This window comes from Vibrio parahaemolyticus (assembly GCF_900460535.1).
Taxonomy (GTDB): domain Bacteria; phylum Pseudomonadota; class Gammaproteobacteria; order Enterobacterales; family Vibrionaceae; genus Vibrio; species Vibrio parahaemolyticus.
Genome location: NZ_UHIL01000001.1, coordinates 705,930 through 728,171, shown reverse-complemented (window position 1 = coordinate 728,171; position 22,242 = coordinate 705,930). Strand labels below are relative to the sequence as shown.

Here is a 22,242-nt window from a genome sequence, read left to right as displayed (position 1 = left end):
ACTCATCAATAAAAATAACGAACCACCATAACTCAATGATAAATATAAACTTAAAAACAAACCTGGTGATAAAACGATCTTGTCAATTCTGATGATCTTTTCACCAAACCTAGATCGGTCAAAGATCAACCGATCGGTTATTTATCCACACATTCATCCTCTAACTTCATGACATCTACATAAAATCAAGCCTAAAAACGTTTCAAAACCCCTGTTTATTCATCCAGCCCATCAGTAGATCCACTTATATGCACCTATATCTGTGGATAAGTTATGAATTGATCATTCTTAATCCATCTCGATGAAATCTTGGACAGTAGATTTTGTTGAAATTTGTTAGACTAGGATTTTTCCATTGTCATGCAGTTATTATGAAACCAGAACCACAATCAGAAGCGGAGTTAATGGAACGCGCTCACGATATTGCCGGACTCAGTTTTGCGGAATTAGCGGACGAAGCAGGGATGACCGTTCCAGAAAACCTCAAACGCGATAAAGGCTGGGTGGGACAATTGCTGGAATGGCATTTGGGCGCTCCTGCGGGTAGCAAACCTCAACAAGACTTTTCCAAACTTGGTATCGAGTTAAAGAGCATTCCAATTGGCTACAACGGACGACCGTTAGAAACCACATTTGTATGCGTTGCACCCTTAACTGGTGTTCAAGGACTGACATGGGAAACCAGCCATGTGCGCAATAAGCTCTCGCGTGTATTGTGGGTTCCTGTAGAAGGTGAACGAGAAATCCCCCTTGCCGAGCGTCGTGTAGGGACACCTCTTATTTGGTCGCCAGATAAAGAAGAAGAGCAGATCTTACGAAATGACTGGGAAGAACTGATGGAAATGATCGTCTTTGGCAAATTTGATCAAATTTCAGCCAGACATGGCGAAGCGCTTCACTTGCGCCCAAAGGCCGCTAATGCCAAAGCACTAACTGAAGCCTATAGCTCCAACGGGAAACCAATGAAGACGCTACCACGAGGCTTTTACCTGCGAACACAATTCACCGAACAGATCTTACTGAAGCACTATATCAATGTGCAATCTGAGTAATTCATCTTTTCACTCTAATGGGTAACCAACGATAATTCGATATCGCAGTAAGAGGCAGTACCCTCACTACCGCACTCATCGTAAGCGTTGTGTAACCGCAAATAAGCTTTGTCGATACCTAACCTGAGCAGCTCTTCTTTCACCAAATCTAAGGAACCAAAATGAATCGGTTCCTCTCCATCTTTAATCGGCTCTAGCTGGTGCTTATATTCCACAGCTAGCAAATAGTCAGAGACATCGGAACACCCAATGACAAATACTTTGGGTAACGTATAGGTGTCTTTATGTTGACCATGTAGCCACATGTCCAGTTGATGCTTCTGCATAGTGCACCTCCTTCACAAGATCTTTTTAGTGTAGTTGGGGGATGAATACCTTTCGAGCCACACTTGCGCTTATACGTAAATGATTTGCGATAGCGACCAAAAATCCCATATATTGATGGATAACCTATTCAGTTGGCTATTTTTCAAGGAAGTGAAATGCAATACACCAAACTACCGCACTCATCACTCGAGATCAGTAAAATCTGCCTCGGCACTATGACTTTTGGTGAGCAAAATATCGAACAGGAAGCTTTTGAGCAGCTCGACTTTGCTGTCGATCATGGGGTGAACTTCATTGATACCGCAGAGATGTACCCTGTTCCGCCAAAAGCAGAAACACAAGGCCTAACAGAACAATACATCGGCAACTGGCTGACAAAATCCGGCAAGCGAGAAAAAGTCGTTCTAGCGACAAAAGTGGCAGGGCCGCGCAATGTGCCTCACATCCGTGAAAACATGAGTTTAAATCGTCGCAATATCCATGATGCCATCGACTCTAGCCTTCAACGACTCCAAACCGATTACGTAGATTTGTACCAACTTCACTGGCCACAGCGTCAAACTAACTGCTTTGGCCAACTCAACTACCCTTACCCAGACAAGCAAGAAGAAGTGACGTTAATTGAAACCCTAGAAGCATTAACTGAACTGGTTAAGATGGGTAAAGTGCGTTACATCGGCGTATCTAACGAAACACCTTGGGGGGTGATGTCTTTGCTTCGTTTAGCGGAGAAGCATGATTTACCGCGTATCGTTTCAATTCAAAATCCATACAATCTACTCAACCGCAGCTTCGAAGTGGGTTTGTCTGAAATCAGCCATTATGAAGGTGTCCAACTGTTAGCGTATTCACCTCTGGCGTTTGGTTGTTTGAGTGGTAAATACTTAAATGGCGCAAAACCAGAAGGTGCACGCTGTACTAAGTGGGAGCGTTTCGCTCGTTACTTCACACCTCAAGGCGTCAAAGCGACAGAAGCATACGTGAACTTGGCACGTGAGCATGGCCTAGATCCTGCGCAAATGGCATTGGCGTTCGTCAATCAACGTCCATTTGTCGCTTCCAATATCATCGGTGCGACCAACCTTGATCAACTTAAAGCCAACATTGACAGCATCGATATCAAGCTTAGTGATGAGCTGTTAACAGACATTCAAGCGATCGGTACTACCTACTCTAACCCATGTCCATAAAAGCAAACAGGCTGACCACATAGGTCAGCCTGTTAATAGCACTTAGAACAAATCTATTTCGATATGCGTTTACAGCGTGTTGAGCTTTTAGGGTTAACTAAAGCGTAATGTTGGAAGCTCAACACGCTATAGATTACGTCGGTATTCGCGCAGTTAGCACTCGACGAAGATGACGAACTCGACGTTCAACTTTAACCGCTTCAGGCACGCTGGTTTGAGTAACTCGCCCTTCACGATCTAAACCAATATCCCTTAATAAATGAACATTGGTCCATGGAACATCATGAGAACTGCGGCGCACGGTACGTTGCCATTCTCTCTCTTCACGTTTTAAATCCGCTTTAATAAGCAAAGTCGCCAATGTTAAGTAAATTGAGTGACGCATAATTTTTCTCCAATTAAACGATAAATGATCGACTGGGAAAAATAGTACGCAGAGACACAGAGAGATCTGTTGAGACTAAGCCGCTACTTTTCCGCAGCCTAGTAAACATAAATTAGGTTACGGATTAATTTTTATCTTGTGAGCCAGTGGTATCGTTAATATCCGATTTAAAAGCTATCGGAGATTTAGACATACGATCAGCGCAAGCAGTGGTGTTAACAACGTAATGTTTCATCTTGCGCCTCCTAGCTAAAAAAATAATCCGTGTGTGAAGTGATATAACTCAACGAGTTATGGCTAAATTGTAAGCGTTGATGAATATATATCAAACAATTTCTATGCTTTCGATAAAAAACAAATCAATACCCTGAAGATAAGTTGCATATGTTTTTTCATATAACATATTCATCTAGGGAATATATAAAACTTCGAGTTTTATAAATCAGAACGTATACAACGAAAAAGAGCGACCAGCAAGGTCGCTCTTTCAATTCGATTCACTCATTGACTTATATCGCTTGATCGGAAATCAAGTTGTGCTTGTTCAGTAGTCGATACATGGTTGCACGCGACACACCAAGTTCTTTCGCCGCATTGGAAACTTGACCAGAGTGCGATTCCAACACGACCAATAACGCATCACGCTCACTCTTTTCTCGAATTGATTTCAAACTGCGTTTTGAATCATTACGTTGCGGCAAATCGAGATGATGTTCTTCAATCATCACGCTGTCAGACATCAACACCGCACGCTTAACTTGGTTCATCAACTCGCGAACATTACCAGGCCAGAAGTAACGAGTCAGAGCTTTCAAAGCGTCCTCAGAGAAACTTTTTGCTTGAGAGTTGTACTCTTTAGAGAACTCTTGCAGATAGAAGCGAGCTAGTAGTGCAATGTCACTCGCGCGCTCTTTCAAGCTTGGTACGTTGATACGAAGTACATTGATGTAATGGTACAACTCTTCGTTGAAGTCGCCATCAATCAAAGCTTTTTCTACGTCTGACGAGTTAGCAGCAAGAATACGCACATTCACATTCTTCACACCTTCGCGCGTTTCAATCGTGCCCTCTTGCAAAAACCTTAACAGGTTCATTTGCTGGTCTTTCGAAATGGTCAGAATGTCATTAAACAACACAGTACCGCCATCTGCTTGTTCCAACAGACTTGGGCCCATCTCAGCATCCGCAGCAATACCAAAGACTTCCGCTTGGAAACGTTGCTCATTCAAAGCGCGGCAGTTAATCGACATAAAGGGCTTATGAGAACGGGAAGATACTTTGTGAATTGCACGAGCAACCGCTTCTTTACCAGTACCGCTCTCGCCAGAGATCAGAATACTCACGTCCGTAGGACCAATTCGCTTAACTTGATCGCGTAGGCGCTTCATCGGGATAGATTCGCCAATCAGCCCCATATCGAGGCTATTGCCAAAGCTTGGCCAAACTTTTTTCTCTAGCTTGAGCATACCAAGTTGGTGGCCGATGGTACTCAACAGTTGGGCATCTGGGATTGGGGCAGTAAAAAAGTCGATACAGAAGTTAACGATGAACTGGCAGATGGTGTCTGTGCCGAGCTGAGACTCACGAATAAACGCCAGCCAACGCACGTGCTTATGAGAACTCACTAAGTTTGCCAGACCATTCAAGCTAAACTCGTCATGGCTCAGGTCAACGATACCGATACAAGGCCCAATATCTTCCAATAACGTGTTAGCTTTGCGTAAGTCGCCTACTTGGTGACACTTCCAGCCAACTTGTTCCAGTACTGATAACCAAGGCTCATAAGTACCGCCAACTACCACAAGCGATCCCGGGATGGAATCCATCTTAAACTGCCCAGCCATTCTCTAACCCTTATTCTTTTGTTGATAGAAATTTCGCGCCACAAACCCATCTTTGCGAACGGGTAACATTATCGAGACTACGACGCTCGAAGTCTGTCTCAATATTAAGACTATGCAATAGATTGAGATTTGGCGAATACTTATTTGCATATGCCATCAAAATCAAAATGCAACCTATTGAATTTTAGGAAATTAAAGATACAAAAAAACCACCCGAAGGTGGTTTTTTTGTCATTGTTCAGCAAAGAATTACGCTTGTGGGCGCATTGCAGGGAACAAGATCACGTCACGGATAGTGTGCGTGTTAGTTAGCAGCATAACTAGGCGGTCGATACCGATACCTTGACCTGCTGTTGGTGGTAGACCGTGCTCTAGTGCAGTGATGTAGTCTGCATCGTAGAACATCGCTTCGTCATCACCAGATTCTTTTGCTTCAACCTGTGCTTTAAAGCGCGCGTCTTGGTCTTCTGCATCGTTAAGCTCTGAGAAGCCGTTTGCTACTTCACGGCCACCGATGAAGAACTCAAAGCGGTCTGTGAAGAATGGGTTGTCATCGCTACGACGTGCCAGTGGAGAAATATCCGCTGGGTAGCCAGTGATGAACGTAGGCTGCATTAGTTTAGGTTCTGCAGTTTCACCGAAGATCTCTTCAAGAAGCTGACCACAAGTCCAGAAAGGTTCTACTTCAACGTGAACAGATTTCGCGATAGAAACCATTAGTTCGCGGTTTTGTAGATCTTCTTCCGTTAGCGCTTGGATTTGAGCGTGGTCTGGGTTGTAGTGTTTGATTGCTTCAAACATGCTCATGCGAGCGTACTTACCGCCAAACTCAACAGTATCTTCACCGTAAGGCATTGATGTTGAACCTAGAACTTCTAGTGCTACAGAGCTTAGTAGTTCCTCAGTGAAGTCCATTAGATCTTTGTAATCCGCGTACGCCATGTAGAATTCCATCATTGTGAATTCTGGGTTGTGACGTGGAGAAAGACCTTCGTTACGGAAGTTACGGTTGATTTCGAATACGCGATCAAAGCCACCAACAACTAGACGCTTCAGGTATAGCTCAGGCGCAATACGCAGGTACATTGGCATGTCTAGCGCGTTGTGATGCGTGATGAATGGGCGAGCACTTGCACCACCAGGGATCACGTGCATCATTGGCGTTTCAACTTCCATGAACTGTTTAGAGATCATGAAGTTACGAATTGCAGACATAACTTTAGAACGTACAACGAATGCATTACGAGAATCTTCGTTAACGATTAGGTCTACGTAACGCTGACGGTAACGCATTTCTTGGTCAGTTAGACCGTGGAACTTCTCAGGAAGTGGACGAAGTGCTTTTGTTAGCAACTCGTACTCTTCCATGTTCACGTATAGGTCGCCTTTACCAGATTTGTGTAGCGCACCTTTAACACCGATGATGTCGCCGATATCAAGACCTTGGTATTTCTCTTTCAGTTCTTTTTGAACTTCTTTGTCTGCGTAAGCTTGGATACGGCCAGATGTTTCTTGAATTACTAGGAATGGACCACGTTTTGCCATAATACGACCAGCGATCGCTACTACGTGGTTAAGCTCTTCTAGCTCTTCCTTAGTCTTTTCACCGAACTCTTTTTGAAGGTCGCCCGCTAGTGCGTCACGACGGAAGTCGTTTGGGTGGCCGTTTGCTTTGCAGCTCTTTCGGATTTCGTCCAGTTTAGCGCGGCGCTCAGCAATCAGCTTGTTTTCTTCTTGTACAGTTTCGTTTTGAACAGCATCAGTCATTTTCGATGTATCCTGTTTTTGTCGGTGAAAAGCTTTATAGGCCTGATTTCAGGCTAGCTTCAATAAATTTGTCCAGATCGCCATCAAGAACCGCTTGAGTGTTACGGTTTTCAACGCCCGTACGGAGGTCTTTAATGCGTGAATCATCCAATACGTAAGAACGGATCTGGCTACCCCAGCCAATGTCAGACTTAGCGTCTTCATTAGCTTGTTTTTCCGCGTTTTGCTTTTGCAATTCAAGCTCAAATAGCTTCGCTCGAAGCTGTTTCATTGCCTGATCTTTGTTCTTATGTTGAGAACGGTCGTTTTGACACTGCACCACAGTATTCGTTGGTACGTGCGTAATACGTACCGCAGATTCAGTGGTGTTGACGTGCTGGCCACCCGCACCTGACGCACGGTAAACGTCGATACGTAGATCAGCAGGGTTAATGTCGATAGCAATGTTTTCATCAATCTCTGGGTAGATGAACGCAGACGCAAAAGACGTATGACGACGGCCGCCTGAATCGAATGGCGATTTACGTACTAAACGGTGAACACCAGTTTCTGTACGTAGCCAACCGTAAGCGTAATCACCAGAGATACGAACCGTTGCAGATTTAAGACCCGCAACCTCACCTTCAGATACTTCGATTACTTCCGCCTTGAAGCCTTTCGCTTCTGCCCAGCGTAAGTACATGCGTAACATCATGTTGGTCCAGTCTTGCGCCTCAGTACCACCTGAACCTGCTTGCAAGTCAATGTAGCAATCAGAGCTATCGTGGTCACCAGAGAACATGCGGCGGAATTCTAGCTGCGCAAGCTTCTCTTCCAACTCTGCAAGTTCTGGTTCGATTTCATCAAACGTTTCTTGGTCTTGTTCTTCAACAGCCAGTTCAAGAAGACCATCAACATCTTCTACACCTTGCTCTAGTTGATCAATAGTTTCAACTACGGCTTCAAGTGATGCACGTTCTTTACCTAGTGCTTGTGCACGTTCAGGCTCGTTCCATACATCTGGCTGTTCAAGTTCTGCGTTGACTTCTTCTAGACGCTCTTTCTTCGCGTCATAGTCAAAGATACCCCCTCAGGACATTCGTGCGCTCAGACACGTCCTGAAGACGGTTTTTAATGGGATTGATTTCAAACATGTTTGCTCAACATTTTAGAATAGAATTTAACCGAGAAATTCTACTGAAAAATGTGACGGAGATACAGGAAAATTTCGGCTGAGAAATCAGATTACGATTAGAGAGAGCACGGTCATAAAATTTTACACCCGCTTAAGGGCAACCGTACTCTATATTTAAGAAAAGCTTAGGTATTACTTGGCTTCGATGTGATCAATCATCAGTTGCAATGATTGGTTACCACGAAATTCATTCACATCCAGCTTGTAAGCCAAACGTACAGTTTTGACCGATGCGTCAGGCCAACGGCGTAAATCGACGTTAAATGCAATTCCATCAATCATCACATTGGTCGGATGCCCTTTGTATAAAGGCTCCAACATCAGTTTAAGATGTTTTTCTCCCACCAATTTTTGGTGCAACACCTTAAACTCACCATCAAAGATTGGCTCAGGAAAAGCTTGTCCGAATGGCCCACCAGCGCGCAACTGCTCCGCAATGTGCATAGAAAACTCTTCCGGTTTTAACTCGCCATCAGTAAGAATCACGCCTTTTAGAGCCGCTTCGTCGAGCTCTTTTTTCACCACTTCATCGAATAAACGACTGAAACGCTCAAAATCTTGCTCTTTGATGGTTAATCCTGCCGCCATCGCGTGACCGCCAAACTTGATGATCAAACCTGGATTTTGCGTATCGATGAAGTCCAACGCATCACGCATGTGTAATCCGGGAATCGAACGACAGGAACCCTTGATCGTCCCTTCACCACCGTCAGCAAAGGCAATGACTGGACGATGGAATTTCTCTTTGATACGCGAAGCGAGAATACCAATCACACCTTGGTGCCAATCGCGTTGGAACAGCGATAAGCCGTATGGCAGCTCGCTGTTTTCGCCAAACTGCAAACGTTCACAAAACGCCATCGCTTCTTGCTTCATGCCTTCTTCAATCTCTTTACGAGTCTGATTGAGCCCATCAAGCTCACTGGCCATGCGACGTGCGGCGTGGATGTTGTTACACATCAGTAGCTCAACACCAAAAGACATGTCGTCTAAACGGCCAGCGGCATTAATACGCGGCCCCAATGCAAAACCGAAGTCCGATGCCACCAAACGTCGCGCATCGCGTTTCGCCACTTCAATCAAAGCCTGAATACCTGGGCGCGCTTTCCCCGCACGAATACGCTGCAAACCTTGATGCACCAGAATTCGGTTGTTCTCATCAAGCGGCACAACATCAGCGACAGTGCCCAGTGCGACAAGGTCGATCAGCTCCATCAGTTTCGGCTCTTGCATGCCTTGCTGAGTAAACCAGTTGTGTTTGCGCATGTGGACACACAACGCCATCATCAGATAGAACGCCACACCAACGCCAGCCAACGCTTTAGAAGGAAACGCACAACTGTCGAGGTTTGGGTTCACCATCGCATCCACTTCTGGCAGAACTTGTCCTGGCAAATGGTGGTCTGTCACCAATACGGTAATGCCATTTTCTTTGGCGTAGCGCACACCTTCAATCGACGATACGCCATTGTCGACCGTCATGATCATTTCTGCGCCAAGTTCCAATGCTTGATCGACCACCTCTGGGCTCAAACCGTAGCCATCTTCAAAGCGGTTCGGCACCAAGTAATCGACGTTATTGCTGCCAAGCATACGCAATGCCAATACAGAAAGAGCAGAACTCGTTGCGCCATCTGCGTCAAAATCACCCACCACGATGATGCGTTTTTGCTCTTGAATCGCTTGGAACAATAACTCAACCGCCTGCTCAATGCCGCCAAGCTTTTGGTACGAATGCAATCCACGAGCAGAGGTTTCTAGCTGCGCGATGTCAGTAATACCGCGATTGATGTAAATGCGTTTTAAGATCGGAGGAATGGAATCTGGGAGAAGGGAAAGATCCGGTTCGGGACGTCGTTGAATTTCTATCATGCTTGAAAAGAGCCGACTATTGCGTCGGCTCTGCTCCTTAAAGGATTACAGTTGCTCTAAACGTTTCAGTAGTTCAGCTGGCGGTAAGTAACCACCAACCATCTCACCGTTTGGAAGGAAGATTGCAGGTGTACCTGAAATACCTAACTGACGACCAACGTTGTAGTGCGCTTGGATGGTCTCTTTACATTGTTCAAGATCTTTCGCTGGATTGTCGAAAGTGCGGCTCACTTTCGCGTTATGCATCGCCGCTTTTGGATCTTCTGCACACCAAATCGTTGCCATTTGCTCAGCAACAGGCCCTGTCGCACCTTGGCGAGGGTAGGCCATGTAACGCACAGTAATACCTAGATCATTGTAGCCCTGCATTTGGTTATGCAGACGAACACAGTAGCCACAAGTGATGTCAGTAAATACCGTCACCACGTACTTTTCGTTGTCCGCTTTGTATTCGATCATGCTGTCTGCAAACTTAGCAATTTTCTCAGCATTCAAAGGCGCTTGGCGTTCTGCAAGTACGTCTTTGTAACCGCCGTTGTCATCAATCGCGTATAGCGTACCTGCAATAAAGTGATCGCCATTGTTTGACGCAAACAATATGCCGCCGTTGGTTTGAATTTCTAGCAGGCCCGCCACATCTGAAGGTTGAATATCAATAATAGACAGACCTAGTTTCGAGAACTTCGCTTTTAGCGCCGCTTCATCAAAGTGTTGTTGCGCAGTTGGCGCAGCCTGTTGTGCAGGAGTTTCGGTTTTTGCCTGACTTTCTTCCGCACCACACGCGGTAATAAAGAATGGTAAAGTCAGCAGAGTTAGTCGGCGTAATACGCTCATTAAAGTCACCTTTAAATAAATTCTTTTCATCCAATCAAGAAGGATGAAGCAAGCCATCATTATGCTCTTGGGTGGTGTTGACTGTGGATCTGCTTCAATCGTTCAGTCGCCACGTGAGTATAAATTTGCGTGGTCGATAAGTCACTATGCCCTAGCAGCATCTGTACGACCCTGAGATCTGCGCCATAGTTCAATAAATGCGTTGCAAACGCGTGGCGTAAAACGTGCGGCGACAGCAGGTCGGTATCGATGCCAGCAATGACAGCATAGTATTTGATACGATGCCAAAACGTCTGACGAGTCATTTGGCGTGCTCGTTTACTTGGGAATACCACATCGGAAGACGTTTCTCCCAATAATGCAGGGCGACCTTGCTGGATGAATGTTTCAATCCAATCGACCGCATTTTCCCCCATCGGCACTAAACGTTCCTTGCCACCTTTACCCGTCACACGCACGACGCCCTGACGTAAACTGATGTTTTCCATCGTCAGGCTGACGAGTTCTGTCACACGCAACCCAGTCGCGTACAACAACTCAAGCATGGCTTTATCGCGCAGTTCTACCGGATCATTCGGATCTGGCGCGTCCAAAAGTGCGTCCACTTGCTCTTCGCTGATGTCTTTCGGTAAGCGTTGTGGCAATTTCGGGCTGACCAACAAGGCACTTGGGTCATCGGCACGCACTTTTTCGCGGTGAAGATACTGAAACAAACGGCGAATGGCTGACAGCATACGAGCACGTGACGTCTGCTTGTAATCCAAATCCACCAGATACGTTTGGTATTCTTGAAGTCCAGACAAACTGATGAAATCGAGGCGGTAACGATGATGCTCCATCCAAGTGAGAAGCTTCATTAAGTCATTTCGGTACGAAGCCAGCGTATTCTCTGACAGACCGCGCTCCATCCACATTGCATCTAAGAATTGCTCAACAAGCGCAAAATCTTGTTGATTGACAGGCTGTTGTGCCGTCATTCACGCTTCCTTTTATTGTTCATCTATACCCTGTGAGAGTAAGACAGCGCCAGTGTGAATGCTATAAAAAATTGGCTCAGGTGGGGAATCTCACGATATTCGCTGCATTCCTAGGCAGTTTAAGGTTAAAATCCTCTGCAACAGCAACACAAAAAACGACGAATATAATGAAAATCGGACTCTTTTACGGCTCAACAACCTGCTACACCGAGATGGCAGCAGAGAAAATTCGCAACATTATTGGTGCAGACCTTGTCGATATTCACAATGTGAAAGAGACGCCGCTATCGCTGATGGCTGAGTATGATTTATTGCTTCTAGGCATCTCGACTTGGGACTTTGGTGAGATCCAAGAAGATTGGAGCGCTATTTGGCAAGACATCGCGTCTACGCCGTTGAAAGGCAAAGTTGTGGCACTATTTGGTCTTGGCGACCAAGAAGGCTACGGTGAATGGTACCTTGATGCCATGGGCCTACTGCACGACGAGTTAAAAGCAACCGGCGCCCAGTTTATCGGTTATTGGCCAAACGAAGGCTATGAGTTTGAAGCCTCTAAAGCGCTAACGGAAGATGGCAGCCAATTTGTTGGCCTAGCACTAGATGAAGACTCTCAATACGATTTGAGTGACGAGCGAATTGAAAAGTGGTGTGAACAAGTACTTGTGGAGTTCCACGATACGCTTTAAGCACCGACGCTTACGTTGATGCGAACCAGATACAAAAAAGCCCGATGAATCACTTCATCGGGCTTTTTCATTATTCAATTTCTAGCGTCTTTACGCCGCTTCTTCTCGTAGTTCTGGTTGAACAGATTTAGAGATGAAGAACATGCAGATGATAGCTGCCAGAGTAGGAAGAACCCAACCCATGCCCACTTCAAACAGCGGTAGTACGTTGAACGCAGATACATCCAAACCAGCAACTTTCGCTGCATCAACAAGTGCGAATAATAGTGATACTAGCAGTACCGCACGGTATGCAAAGCGAGGATTTGGCAGCTTGCTACGAACAAAGGTAAGAGCAACCAAAGCAATCGCCACTGGGTAAAGGGCAAACAGTACAGGTACAGAGAGCGAAATCAATTGCGCTAGACCAACGTTAGCAACTAGCGCACATACGGCACCGTTGATTAGAACCCACTGCTTGTATGACAGTGATGTCTTCGAGCTGAAGAAATCAGAACATGCTGAAATCAGACCGATAGCCGTTGTCAGACACGCTAACAATACAATCACAGAAAGAACGATTTGACCGTAAGGGCCAAACAATGCTTGAACGTACTGGCTTAGAATCAGACCACCGTTGTCTGCGCCCGCAGCAACTGTTGCACTGGTAGCGCCTAGGTAGAATAGCGAAATGTAAACAAATGCTAGACCAGCCGCAGCGATACAACCTGCAAAAATCAGGTACTTAGTCGTCGCAGAACGCTCCGTAATACCTTTGCCGCGCAGTGCATCCACCATCAACATACCAAACATCAGCGATGCGAAAGTATCCATGGTGTTGTAGCCTTCAAGGAAGCCTTTGGTTAGTGGCTGAGTTAGGTACTCACCGCGTGCACCAATCATATCGCCTTGAGGATCTAGGAATACTGCAACAGCAAGAATGATCAAACCGACAAACAGCGCTGGAGTCAGCACTTTACCGATCAAGTCGATAAGACGGCCTTGGAACCAAGAGAACAACATTGCAACCGCAAAAAAGATCACAGAGAACGCGGTAAGGTGCGCTTGAGAAGCTTCAACAAAGAATGGCTTCACGGCCATCTCGTAAGCTACTAGACCTGTACGAGGCGCTGCAAACGCAGGACCAATAATGATGAAGATAAGTGCTGCCATCAATACTGCTGCTTTTTTCGGAAGATCTTGAGTCAAGTGATCCCATGATCCACCTGCTACAGCAATAGCAACGATAGTAATAAGAGGTAGACCTACCGCTGTTAGCAAGAAACCGAACATCGCTGGCAATAGGTTTTCACCCGCGAGCTGACCCGCTAGAGGTGGAAAGATGATGTTGCCTGCACCTAAAAAGAACGCAAATAGCATAAAGCCTACTGCGACAATATCTGTTAGTTTTAACGTCTGCTTCACAGATAACCCTTTTCTTTATTTAATGAATGTTGTGTATGCATCGACCACTTTTTTGTATACCCAAAAGTTAATGAGTATCTGTGGTTCAATCTATAAAATTTTCGCCGCATAATGACGAAAGACTCATCATTTGGCAACCTTTAAGAAAAAAACACCATATTAATTTAGTTTTTAAACTTAAAAGCAGTGTATCTAACTAGATCAAAAGAACCGTACAGTTCTTTATCTCGATCAATTAACCATACAATTTAATAACCAACAAAACAACAATCTATACAAATAAGAAACAATAGAGAATTTCACTTAAATATTGAGCAGATAAAAAACAATCATGAAGAGCGGAAAATTTCAAACTAAAGGCTTCAAGTTTAAGCAGTTTTGTATCGAAGGAGGCGAAAGTGGCATGCCGGTGAGTACCGACGGCGTGATGCTTGGCGCGTGGATGGAAAGTCCGAGCCCTGCCCATATCTTGGATATCGGGACAGGAACAGGGTTACTCGCTTTGATGTGTGCTCAACGCTTTCCTGACGCAAAAATTACCGCCGTTGACATCGAAACCACAGCGGTTGAAGCCGCAAGCCACAATTTTTCGCACTCGCCGTGGCACGACCGACTCTCAGTTCAGCATACCGATGTTTTGAGTTTTTCGCCGCCGCAACGCTTTCAACGCATTGTTTGCAACCCACCCTATTTCAACACTGGTGAGCAAGCTAAACAAAGCCAGCGAGCAACCGCAAGGCATACCGACTCCCTACGCCATGATGCGTTGCTTAAGTGTTGTTATCAGTTGCTAGATACAGAAGGAAAAGCCAGCTTTGCGCTGCCAATCACCGAAGGGGAGCTATTTATTGAACTAGCATTAACCCAGGGTTGGGCTCTATCTCGACTGTGCCGCGTGCAACCATCGGAAAAGAAACCCGTGCACCGTTTGCTGTTTGAACTGGCAAAGCAACCTTGCGATACTCAAGAGTCACATTTGATCATTCACTCATCAGACGGTTACAGCGATGATTTTGTCCGCTTAACCCACGAGTTTTATCTTAAGATGTGAAATAACATGTGATCCTTATCACCAATCACTTTATAATGTGCGACCTTTTTATATTCTATGCTGCTTTGGCGAACCATTAACCAAGCTTTGCTTGTGGAGAACTCATTGTGATCAGAACCTTTGCTGAACTTGATCTAGACCAAAACCTACTTGAAGCCATTGAAGAGATGGGCTACGAACGCCCAACTAAAATTCAGGCAGAAGCGATTCCACAAGCGTTGGATGGTCGTGACATTCTAGCGTCAGCGCCAACGGGTACTGGTAAAACGGCAGCCTTCGTTCTGCCAGCATTGCAATACTTGCAAGATTTCCCTCGTCGTAAACCTGGGCCAGCGCGTATTTTGATCCTTACGCCAACTCGCGAACTAGCTATGCAGGTTGCCGACCAAGCTCGTGCTTTGGCAAAGAACACTAAGCTGAACATCTTCACGATCACAGGCGGCGTTCAATACCAAGAACACGCAGACATCCTAGCAACTACGCAAGACATCGTAGTTGCAACACCAGGCCGTCTACGTGAGTACATTGATGCAGAACGTTTTGATTGTCGTGCTATCGAATGGCTGGTTCTCGATGAAGCAGACCGCATGCTGGACATGGGCTTTGCTCCAACGGTTGACCGCCTGTCGAATGAATGTCGCTGGCGTAAGCAAACCCTTCTGTTCTCAGCAACATTGGAAGGTAAAGGCGTAGAAGGCTTCACAGCTGACCTACTGAACGAGCCAGCAGAGATCGACGCAAAATCGCCACTGCGTGAGCGTAAGAAGATTGCTCAATGGTATCACCGTGCTGATAGCGCAGAACACAAACTGGCTCTGCTGAAACATATCATCACAGAGCAAGCTGAGCGCACTATCGTGTTCTTAAAAACTCGTGAACGCTTGGCAGAGCTACGTGCACAACTTGAGAGCGCACAAATCCCGTGTTCGTGGATTCAAGGTGAAATGCCTCAAGATCGTCGTAATAATGCCATTGCACGTTTCCGTGACGGCACTGTGAACGTGCTACTAGCAACTGACGTTGCGGCGCGTGGTATCGACCTTCCTGATGTTTCTCACGTTATCAACTACGACATGCCGCGCACGGCTGACGTATACCTTCACCGTATCGGCCGTACAGCTCGTGCAGGTAAGAAAGGTAACGCAATCTCAATCGTAGAAGCGCACGACCAGCCAATGATGGATCGCGTAGCACGTTACGTGAAAGAAGACATCAAAGAGCGTTTCATTAAAGAGATGCGCCCTAAGCACAAGAAACCTGTGTTTAAGAAGAAAAAGAAAAAAGAAGACAAGAAGAAAACAGCGAAAAAGAAAACCGCTAAGAAGAAGTAATCTTGTTGAGGCTTACAAAGCCCAAATAGAAATAACAAAGGGTTGGCAGTGCCAACCCTTTTTCGTTTGTGTAGCTTTCAATTAATAACGCGTATTGCGCTTCAATCAGTTTTGCTCTTCACGTTTAAATACCAAGTCTGTTGGTGTCGACTCTTCCTCAACAAAGTAGTAGCCAGCGGTATCAAACTTCGTTAAATCCGCCACGCTCTCAATGCGATTTTCGATGATGTAACGCGCCATCATGCCACGCGCTTTCTTCGCATAAAAACTGATCACCTTGTATTGGCCATTCTTACAGTCTTTGAAAATTGGCGTAATCACTTGTGCATCCAAGTTCTTTGGCTTCACCGCTTTAAAATACTCATTCGACGCAAGATTGATCAAAACATTGTCGCCTTGCTCAGCAATCGCTTCATTGAGCTTGTCGGTAATCACATTGCCCCAGAACTGGTACAGGTTGCTACCTTTCTCGTTCGCCAGTTTTGTCCCCATCTCCAGACGGTATGGTTGCATTAAGTCGAGCGGTTTGAGCAGACCGTACAGACCAGATAGCATGCGTAAGTGTTTTTGCGCGTATTCGAAGTCCGCATCTGATAGTGTTTCAGCTTCCAAGCCCGTGTACACATCACCTTTAAACGCAAAAATGGCCTGACGCGAGTTTTCCGTTGTGAACGTTTCGCTCCACTCTTGGAATCGCCCGACGTTCAGATCGGCTATTTTGTCACTCACTTTCATTAAAGAGGCAACATCAGCAGGCGTCAGTTTGCGGCAAACGTCGATCAATTCTTTTGAATATTCAATTAACTCTGGTTGAGTAAATTTTTCTGTCGCGAGCGGAGACTCGTAATCGAGGGTCTTCGCTGGAGAAACTACGATAAGCATGACTTTCACTTCCCTAATTTTGTTTTTTATTAGGGTACAAAAAAAGCCATGCATTGTCTGCATGGCTTTACGAATCGTCTTAATAGCTTTTAACGATAGGAGAACACTTAGTCTTTCTTAGTGTTGTCCCAAATACCGTCTTCTAGCTGAGACTTAAGCTCAGGGAAATCGTTCGCATCGAACGTTGGTACTTTACCTTCGCCTAGCTGGCGGTTGTAGTCTTTCGCCAGTTTGATCACGATGCCCGATAGCAACAGAATCGCTACCAAGTTAACAATCGCCATCAGACCCATCGAAACGTCAGCCAACGACCAAACCACAGGAAGAGACGCTAGCGCACCAAACATTACCATGCCCAGAACCACAACGCGGAAGATGCTTAGACCAGCTTTATGGTTGTGCTCCAAGAAGATCAGGTTCGTTTCTGCGTAAGAGTAGTTCGCGATGATTGAAGTAAACGCGAAGAAGAAGATTGCAACCGCAACAAAGATGCCGCCCCAATCACCCACTTGCGAGCTCAATGCACGCTGAGTTAGCTCAATACCAGTAACTTCCGTTGCTTGACCTACATACTCGCCCGACATCAGGATAATCGCTACTGTTGCAGAACAGATAACAATCGTATCCATGAACACGCCTAGCATCTGAACGTAACCTTGAGATGCTGGGTGCGGTGGGTAAGGCGTTGCCGACGCTGCCGCGTTAGGCGCAGAACCCATACCCGCTTCGTTCGAGAATAGACCACGTTTGATACCGTTGATCATTGCTTGTGCAATCGCATAACCAAGACCACCCGCTGCAGCTTCTTGCAGACCGAATGCGCTCTTGAAGATCAGCATCAATACATCTGGTAGTTTCTCTAGGTTTGAGAATACAACGAACAATGCTAGTACTAGGTATAGCAGTGCCATGATAGGAACGATCAGCTCAGCTACTTTCGCGATACGCTTGATACCACCGAAGATAACTACAGCTGAAAGTGCAACAACAGCAATACCAACGTATAGGTCATTCCAACCAAATGCGTTGCTCATTGCGTTTGCAATTGAGTTCGCTTGTACGGCGTTGAATACCAAACCAAAAGCGATAATTAGGAAAACAGAGAACAACACGCCCATCCAACGCATGCCCAAGCCTTTTTCCATGTAGTAAGCAGGACCACCACGGTAGTTGCCATCATCATCTTTGGTTTTGTATAGCTGCGCCAGAGTACTCTCTGCAAACGACGTTGCCATACCAAGCATTGCGATCAGCCACATCCAGAAGATCGCGCCAGGGCCACCCGCAGTCAATGCAACTGCAACACCCGCCATGTTACCAGTACCTACACGTGCAGCAAGACTAGTACAAAGCGCTTGGAAAGAAGAAATACCAGCTTTGTCTGCTTTACGGCTGTTCTTAAGAACAGAGAACATGTGGCCGAAGTGGCGGAATTGGATGAATCCCAATCGAACGGTGAAGTAGATTCCTACACCTACAAGAAGATAAACCAGAATCGAACCCCAAAGGAGGTCGTTCATCAAATTGATTAAGTCTGTCATGTGTACCTCAAAGTGAGTTGCGCCAGTCTGTGCGTCCGAGCCATCCACCAGATTGCCTGCTAAGTGTCAAAGTGTGCTTAGCTTTTTGAGTAATGTTTATGCGCAATCTAGAATCGTAAACGTCGCTTCATGCATCCATTTTACGTACCAGCGTATTTTTTGACGGGCGGATAATGCAACCTAGGAACGCAAAAATCAATATGCAACCATTACAATAATATTGTTATTTTTCACTATAAAGTCACCAAAAAATAACATAAAAAGAGGACTTAACACCCCAAATGCGCAACATTTCAATTACCAACATCCAACATAAATAATTACACCGAAATTAATAGAACAGCACTCCATAAAAAACGAACCAAGCTAGTATTCACAAGGTGTTACATAAATTTATCTTTGCCGCCAGAGAGGTAATCGAACACTATTTCATCAAACACATTTTATGCAACTTCAACCTTTGCTTAGTACTCTAATTGAACGCATCAAATTAACATTGAAAATCTCTTCATTTAATCGTTTCCCCTTTCTCGTTTGTACACTTTTTATTCAATTATTCACGAAGCAAAATGTGATTTTGAGAGAACTTTTGCACGAAACTGTCATGTTACCGACACAAATGCGAAATATATCATGGTTATTCTCACACCTATTGTGGTACTTAAAAAACTCCACAAGGACTGGTTACAACAGTTTAGATAAAGAAGGGTAAAGGTGGCTTATGGAAGGCTTTCAACTAGATGAGATTTTCAATCTGGATACTACCTCAACAACAAGATCTCGCGCTAAACCAGTAAAAAGAAAGTGGCGTGAAATAGAAGAGATGAACGACAGACGTAACTTACTTAAAGAACTACGTGAACTTGATGTTTGCAACGACTACAGCTTAGACGACATCAAACTCTAATTTGAACAAAAGGCACCCTAACGGTGCCTTTTGTTTTTGTATAGAGTAGGGTTACATGTTCTGATTCTCTACATCTAAATGTTTACGTGGACGGAATTCTTAGTCAATGAGAATTAGCCGTTCTTTTTATCGAGAATTGGTTATGTTGAATTTCCATTCAATTCTCAAAGAATAAGAATTACCACAAATAAACCCGAGCAAGATTTATAGATACTCGGGCTTTGAGTGAGTTAAACAAACTCCATATCGCTTTGACGAACGCGCTCGGCAAGCTGTTTGTAGCGATCCGCAATCGTGTCACCAAATACAGGGTCGTCTTCGCTCTCGGTCCACAGACTTTCAACGTGTTGCCAGTCTTCAGTAGTAAAAAGCTCTTCAATTAATGGCAGGATTTTTCTCTCTTCGAGCTCAAGGTGACGCTTTTGCGACTCAATGAAATCTTCTAGCTGAGCAATAAAGATATCTTGAGGAACAACCGCATCTTGCAAAATCATCTCAATGAGCATCGAAAACTCTTTGGTCTTCTCGGCAAGCTCTTGGTGCTCTTTCTCCAAGTTTTCCATGGTTTGTTGCTTACCGTAATGCTTGAGGAAATGATGGTAGAGAATATCTTCTTTCGGATGATGAATTTTTTCCGAATGGTTTGAGAGGTAATCAACAATCTCGCTTACTAGCGAGTAATTAATGGCGTTTTCTTCTTTAATTTCGTTGAGTTTATGGCGCAATATAGCCAGCAGGCGAACCATGTAGCCGTGTTCGCGTCGAATTCTTTCGATCATCATAGCGTCTCTCCTTAACACCTACTTTCAATAAGTGTACATGAGAAATTCGCTACCAGCTTCGAGCGTGCTCAAAAAAACAGCGATCATAGCACCATGATCGCTGTCTCTTCTTTTATACCGTTAACGGTAAATGCCAGTTGATTGGCTCTTTTCCTTGCGAGGCAAGTAATTGGTTTGCTTGGGAGAAATGCTTACAACCCAAGAATCCTCGATGAGCAGACAATGGCGATGGATGCGGCGCGGCTAATACATGGTGCTTCGAGCGGTCGATGAAACGTCCTTTCTTCTGAGCGTGAGAACCCCATAAAAGGAACACGACCCCATGCTGATGCTGGTTTATCGCTTCAATCACTCGGTCTGTGAATGCTTCCCACCCTGTTTTAGAGTGTGAGTGCGCTTTGCCTTGCTCAACCGTCAAAACCGTATTGAGCAACAATACGCCTTGCTCTGCCCAGCTTTGCAAGAATCCGTGCTGAGGGATCTGGAATCCTTCGATATCTTGAGCCAATTCTTTATACATGTTCACGAGCGACGGTGGCGTTTTGATTCCAGGAAGCACTGAGAAGCACAAACCATGCGCCTGATTTGGACCGTGGTATGGGTCTTGTCCTAAGATCACCACTTTCACATCGTTAAACTCCGTGAAACGAAATGCGTTAAAAACATCTTTTGCTGGCGGATAAATCGCTTTGCCTGCTGCTCGTTCTGCTTCAACAAAATTCAACGTGTCTACAAAGTAGCTCTGCTTTTTCTCTTCGCCGATCACATCGTGCCAAGTGGGTGACTGATTCATGGAAAGTTCCTGTCCTAAATTTTGCTTCTATTCTAACGAGCGAAACCCAAACAAACAAAAACTTACCACGAACTTGAGAGCAGCAATACTTGAGGACAGTAATAAAAGGCTAATGCTTCTGCGGCGTTCTAAAATGACCTTGCCCAGTAATGTGGCGATTAGGCATCGGCAGACGCAGTACGCGGCGACTGTAAGCATAGGGAGCAAAAGAGAGTGGTCGAGACATAGTGGCATCCTTCTTTCTTAATTCAAATTGACTTAAGCGACTAAGAAAGAAAGGTGCCAACTTTGCGATTACATTATTGGTTGTTAATAGCGGCTAAATGAAACTGGCGCAGTATGTTGATCTCTTGCTGCCAGATGTCCGGATCAATTGTTTCTAAAATCAGAGGGATACCATCAAAACGAGAGTCTTTCGCAATGTACTCGAAACAATCCCACCCGATCTCTCCTTTACCTAAAGAATGGTGACGATCCACTTTGCTAGCAAACTCTACTTTTGAATCATTTAGATGCATTGCTCGCAAATAGTGCATACCCACAATACGGTCAAATTCAGCAAAAGTGCGTTCGCAATCTTCTTTTGTACGCAAGTCATAACCAGCCGTAAAGGTGTGGCAGGTATCAATACAAACACCAACACGATCTTTATCTTCCACTTGCTCGATGATTTCAGCTAAGTGCTCAAACTTCCAGCCAAGATTTGTGCCCTGTCCAGCAGTATTCTCAATCACCGCTACCACATCCGGTACAGTTTTGTGTGCTAAGTTGATCGACTCAGCAATCGTTGCCAAGCATTCCTGTTCAGAGACTTTCTTTAGGTGACTACCCGGGTGGAAGTTAAGCAAAGTCAGTCCCAACTGATTACAACGCTCCATTTCATCGATGAACGCAGCGCGTGACTTATCCAACTTGTCCACTTCTGGAGCACCTAAGTTAATCAGGTATGAGTCGTGCGGGAGAATATGTTCTGCGCTGAAACCCAGCATTTTACAGTTCGCTTTAAATGCACTGATGGTTTTTACTTCTAAAGGCTTCGCCACCCACTGCCGTTGGTTTTTTGTAAATAGTGCGAATGCATTCGCGCCAATTTCGCGAGCTCTCAACGGCGCTTGATCGACCCCACCAGCAGCAGAGACATGTGCACCAATGAGTTTATTACCAAACTTGTTTTTCATGTTTGTCATTTAATCACTTTAGACTTTCAGTATCGCTACCCAAATACAGATAGTTGCGTTAATCAGTTTAAATTTTAACCTCAATTTGTAGTAAATTTACAACAAATTGATTTATTAAATATTTTTTATATTATCAAATAAATTGTAATTAGTATGTTTTCAAAGGTTTTATTGATTTATCTCAACAAAATCACCTTAATAAAAATAATGTTTTTGGTTGTTTTTTGACTTAAATCAATATTAAAATAGTGGATATTAGCTATAT

Annotated in this window: 20 protein-coding genes; 6 read left to right on the top strand and 14 right to left on the bottom strand. The window is 44.9% G+C overall.

From position 1 onward, the window contains the following. Positions 1-371: 371 nt before the first annotated feature. Positions 372-1,052: a DNA mismatch repair endonuclease MutH gene (gene mutH, locus DYB02_RS03730; protein ID WP_005481789.1), complete on the top strand. Its 681-nt coding sequence runs from the start codon at positions 372-374 to the stop codon at positions 1,050-1,052. Between the two features lie 14 nt (positions 1,053-1,066). Here mutH and DYB02_RS03725 read toward each other — a convergent pair whose 3' ends face one another. After that, entirely contained in the window at positions 1,067-1,378 is a 312-nt protein-coding gene (locus tag DYB02_RS03725; RefSeq protein WP_029806894.1) for a DUF6482 family protein, read from the bottom strand. 156 nt (positions 1,379-1,534) lie between these two features. Here DYB02_RS03725 and DYB02_RS03720 point away from each other — a divergent pair, with 156 nt between their 5' ends. Further along, a complete protein-coding gene (locus DYB02_RS03720) occupies positions 1,535-2,569 on the top strand; it encodes an NADP(H)-dependent aldo-keto reductase (RefSeq protein ID WP_025516586.1) in 1,035 nt (344 codons plus the stop codon). A gap of 133 nt (positions 2,570-2,702) precedes the next feature. Here the strand turns inward: DYB02_RS03720 and DYB02_RS03715 are convergent, their stop codons facing one another. From DYB02_RS03715 to xerD, 7 genes are all read right to left on the bottom strand, one after another. Further along, on the bottom strand, positions 2,703-2,954 hold the full coding sequence (locus DYB02_RS03715; RefSeq protein ID WP_005459410.1) for a hypothetical protein: 252 nt from the start codon (positions 2,952-2,954) through the stop codon (positions 2,703-2,705). 509 nt (positions 2,955-3,463) lie between these two features. After that, positions 3,464-4,798, bottom strand: a complete 1,335-nt coding sequence (vpsR, locus tag DYB02_RS03710; protein WP_005487664.1) for a cyclic-di-GMP-binding transcriptional regulator VpsR — start codon at positions 4,796-4,798, stop codon at positions 3,464-3,466. A gap of 249 nt (positions 4,799-5,047) precedes the next feature. Continuing rightward, positions 5,048-6,565: a lysine--tRNA ligase gene (lysS, locus tag DYB02_RS03705; protein WP_005459407.1), complete on the bottom strand. Its 1,518-nt coding sequence runs from the start codon at positions 6,563-6,565 to the stop codon at positions 5,048-5,050. Between the two features lie 34 nt (positions 6,566-6,599). After that, positions 6,600-7,698 (bottom strand): peptide chain release factor 2 gene (gene prfB / locus DYB02_RS03700; RefSeq protein WP_097371395.1). Its coding sequence is split into 2 segments (ribosomal slippage): positions 6,600-7,622 and positions 7,624-7,698, totalling 1,098 coding nucleotides; the frame shifts between segments, so codons are not numbered across the junction. A gap of 173 nt (positions 7,699-7,871) precedes the next feature. After that, positions 7,872-9,611, bottom strand: coding sequence for a single-stranded-DNA-specific exonuclease RecJ (gene recJ / locus DYB02_RS03695; RefSeq protein WP_025534797.1), 1,740 nt, complete (start codon positions 9,609-9,611; stop codon positions 7,872-7,874). A 45-nt stretch (positions 9,612-9,656) separates the two neighbouring features. After that, positions 9,657-10,445, bottom strand: a complete 789-nt coding sequence (gene dsbC, locus DYB02_RS03690) for a bifunctional protein-disulfide isomerase/oxidoreductase DsbC (RefSeq protein WP_005497149.1) — start codon at positions 10,443-10,445, stop codon at positions 9,657-9,659. A gap of 59 nt (positions 10,446-10,504) precedes the next feature. Then, entirely contained in the window at positions 10,505-11,422 is a 918-nt protein-coding gene (gene xerD, locus DYB02_RS03685) for a site-specific tyrosine recombinase XerD (protein WP_029805707.1), read from the bottom strand. A 167-nt stretch (positions 11,423-11,589) separates the two neighbouring features. Here xerD and fldB point away from each other — a divergent pair, with 167 nt between their 5' ends. Further along, positions 11,590-12,108 carry a flavodoxin FldB gene (fldB, locus tag DYB02_RS03680; protein ID WP_005479739.1) on the top strand — a complete coding sequence of 173 codons (519 nt, stop codon included), beginning with the start codon at positions 11,590-11,592 and terminating at the stop codon, positions 12,106-12,108. Between the two features lie 90 nt (positions 12,109-12,198). Here the strand turns inward: fldB and brnQ are convergent, their stop codons facing one another. Beyond that, on the bottom strand, positions 12,199-13,512 hold the full coding sequence (gene brnQ, locus DYB02_RS03675) for a branched-chain amino acid transport system II carrier protein (protein WP_005459396.1): 1,314 nt from the start codon (positions 13,510-13,512) through the stop codon (positions 12,199-12,201). Positions 13,513-13,843: 331 nt separating this feature from the next. Between brnQ and DYB02_RS03670 the strand changes: the two genes are divergently transcribed. After that, positions 13,844-14,563 carry a tRNA1(Val) (adenine(37)-N6)-methyltransferase gene (locus tag DYB02_RS03670; protein WP_029805748.1) on the top strand — a complete coding sequence of 240 codons (720 nt, stop codon included), beginning with the start codon at positions 13,844-13,846 and terminating at the stop codon, positions 14,561-14,563. 107 nt (positions 14,564-14,670) lie between these two features. Then, positions 14,671-15,894, top strand: coding sequence for an ATP-dependent RNA helicase SrmB (gene srmB, locus DYB02_RS03665; protein ID WP_005479730.1), 1,224 nt, complete (start codon positions 14,671-14,673; stop codon positions 15,892-15,894). Between the two features lie 105 nt (positions 15,895-15,999). On the opposite strand, the gene yaaA is transcribed toward srmB, so the two are convergent. After that, positions 16,000-16,776 carry a peroxide stress protein YaaA gene (gene yaaA / locus DYB02_RS03660; protein WP_025505368.1) on the bottom strand — a complete coding sequence of 259 codons (777 nt, stop codon included), beginning with the start codon at positions 16,774-16,776 and terminating at the stop codon, positions 16,000-16,002. A 107-nt stretch (positions 16,777-16,883) separates the two neighbouring features. Beyond that, positions 16,884-18,317, bottom strand: coding sequence for an alanine/glycine:cation symporter family protein (locus DYB02_RS03655; protein WP_005459389.1), 1,434 nt, complete (start codon positions 18,315-18,317; stop codon positions 16,884-16,886). Positions 18,318-19,038: 721 nt separating this feature from the next. On the opposite strand from DYB02_RS03655, the gene DYB02_RS03650 reads away from it, so the two are divergent. Continuing rightward, on the top strand, positions 19,039-19,224 hold the full coding sequence (locus tag DYB02_RS03650) for a DUF3545 family protein (protein WP_005459060.1): 186 nt from the start codon (positions 19,039-19,041) through the stop codon (positions 19,222-19,224). A 230-nt stretch (positions 19,225-19,454) separates the two neighbouring features. On the opposite strand, the gene DYB02_RS03645 is transcribed toward DYB02_RS03650, so the two are convergent. The 3 genes from DYB02_RS03645 to nfo all read right to left on the bottom strand — a co-directional run bounded on the left by DYB02_RS03645 (position 19,455) and on the right by nfo (position 21,986). Further along, a complete protein-coding gene (locus DYB02_RS03645; protein ID WP_005459058.1) occupies positions 19,455-20,006 on the bottom strand; it encodes a hemerythrin domain-containing protein in 552 nt (183 codons plus the stop codon). Positions 20,007-20,118: 112 nt separating this feature from the next. Further along, a complete protein-coding gene (gene ung / locus DYB02_RS03640; protein ID WP_025638635.1) occupies positions 20,119-20,799 on the bottom strand; it encodes a uracil-DNA glycosylase in 681 nt (226 codons plus the stop codon). 299 nt (positions 20,800-21,098) lie between these two features. Then, on the bottom strand, positions 21,099-21,986 hold the full coding sequence (nfo, locus tag DYB02_RS03630) for a deoxyribonuclease IV (protein ID WP_029846976.1): 888 nt from the start codon (positions 21,984-21,986) through the stop codon (positions 21,099-21,101). Positions 21,987-22,242: the final 256 nt, after the last annotated feature.

Bases quoted from the DNA above. Each gene is read 5' to 3' on its own strand.
- mutH (WP_005481789.1), top strand. From the start codon at position 372: ATGAAACCAGAACCACAATCAGAAGCGGAGTTAATGGAACGCGCTCAC.
- DYB02_RS03725 (WP_029806894.1), bottom strand. From the start codon at position 1,378: ATGCAGAAGCATCAACTGGACATGTGGCTACATGGTCAACATAAAGAC.
- DYB02_RS03720 (WP_025516586.1), top strand. From the start codon at position 1,535: ATGCAATACACCAAACTACCGCACTCATCACTCGAGATCAGTAAAATC.
- DYB02_RS03715 (WP_005459410.1), bottom strand. From the start codon at position 2,954: ATGCGTCACTCAATTTACTTAACATTGGCGACTTTGCTTATTAAAGCG.
- vpsR (WP_005487664.1), bottom strand. From the start codon at position 4,798: ATGGCTGGGCAGTTTAAGATGGATTCCATCCCGGGATCGCTTGTGGTA.
- lysS (WP_005459407.1), bottom strand. From the start codon at position 6,565: ATGACTGATGCTGTTCAAAACGAAACTGTACAAGAAGAAAACAAGCTG.
- recJ (WP_025534797.1), bottom strand. From the start codon at position 9,611: ATGATAGAAATTCAACGACGTCCCGAACCGGATCTTTCCCTTCTCCCA.
- dsbC (WP_005497149.1), bottom strand. From the start codon at position 10,445: ATGAGCGTATTACGCCGACTAACTCTGCTGACTTTACCATTCTTTATT.
- xerD (WP_029805707.1), bottom strand. From the start codon at position 11,422: ATGACGGCACAACAGCCTGTCAATCAACAAGATTTTGCGCTTGTTGAG.
- fldB (WP_005479739.1), top strand. From the start codon at position 11,590: ATGAAAATCGGACTCTTTTACGGCTCAACAACCTGCTACACCGAGATG.
- DYB02_RS03670 (WP_029805748.1), top strand. From the start codon at position 13,844: ATGAAGAGCGGAAAATTTCAAACTAAAGGCTTCAAGTTTAAGCAGTTT.
- yaaA (WP_025505368.1), bottom strand. From the start codon at position 16,776: ATGCTTATCGTAGTTTCTCCAGCGAAGACCCTCGATTACGAGTCTCCG.
- DYB02_RS03655 (WP_005459389.1), bottom strand. From the start codon at position 18,317: ATGACAGACTTAATCAATTTGATGAACGACCTCCTTTGGGGTTCGATT.
- DYB02_RS03650 (WP_005459060.1), top strand. From the start codon at position 19,039: ATGGAAGGCTTTCAACTAGATGAGATTTTCAATCTGGATACTACCTCA.
- DYB02_RS03645 (WP_005459058.1), bottom strand. From the start codon at position 20,006: ATGATGATCGAAAGAATTCGACGCGAACACGGCTACATGGTTCGCCTG.
- ung (WP_025638635.1), bottom strand. From the start codon at position 20,799: ATGAATCAGTCACCCACTTGGCACGATGTGATCGGCGAAGAGAAAAAG.
- nfo (WP_029846976.1), bottom strand. From the start codon at position 21,986: ATGACAAACATGAAAAACAAGTTTGGTAATAAACTCATTGGTGCACAT.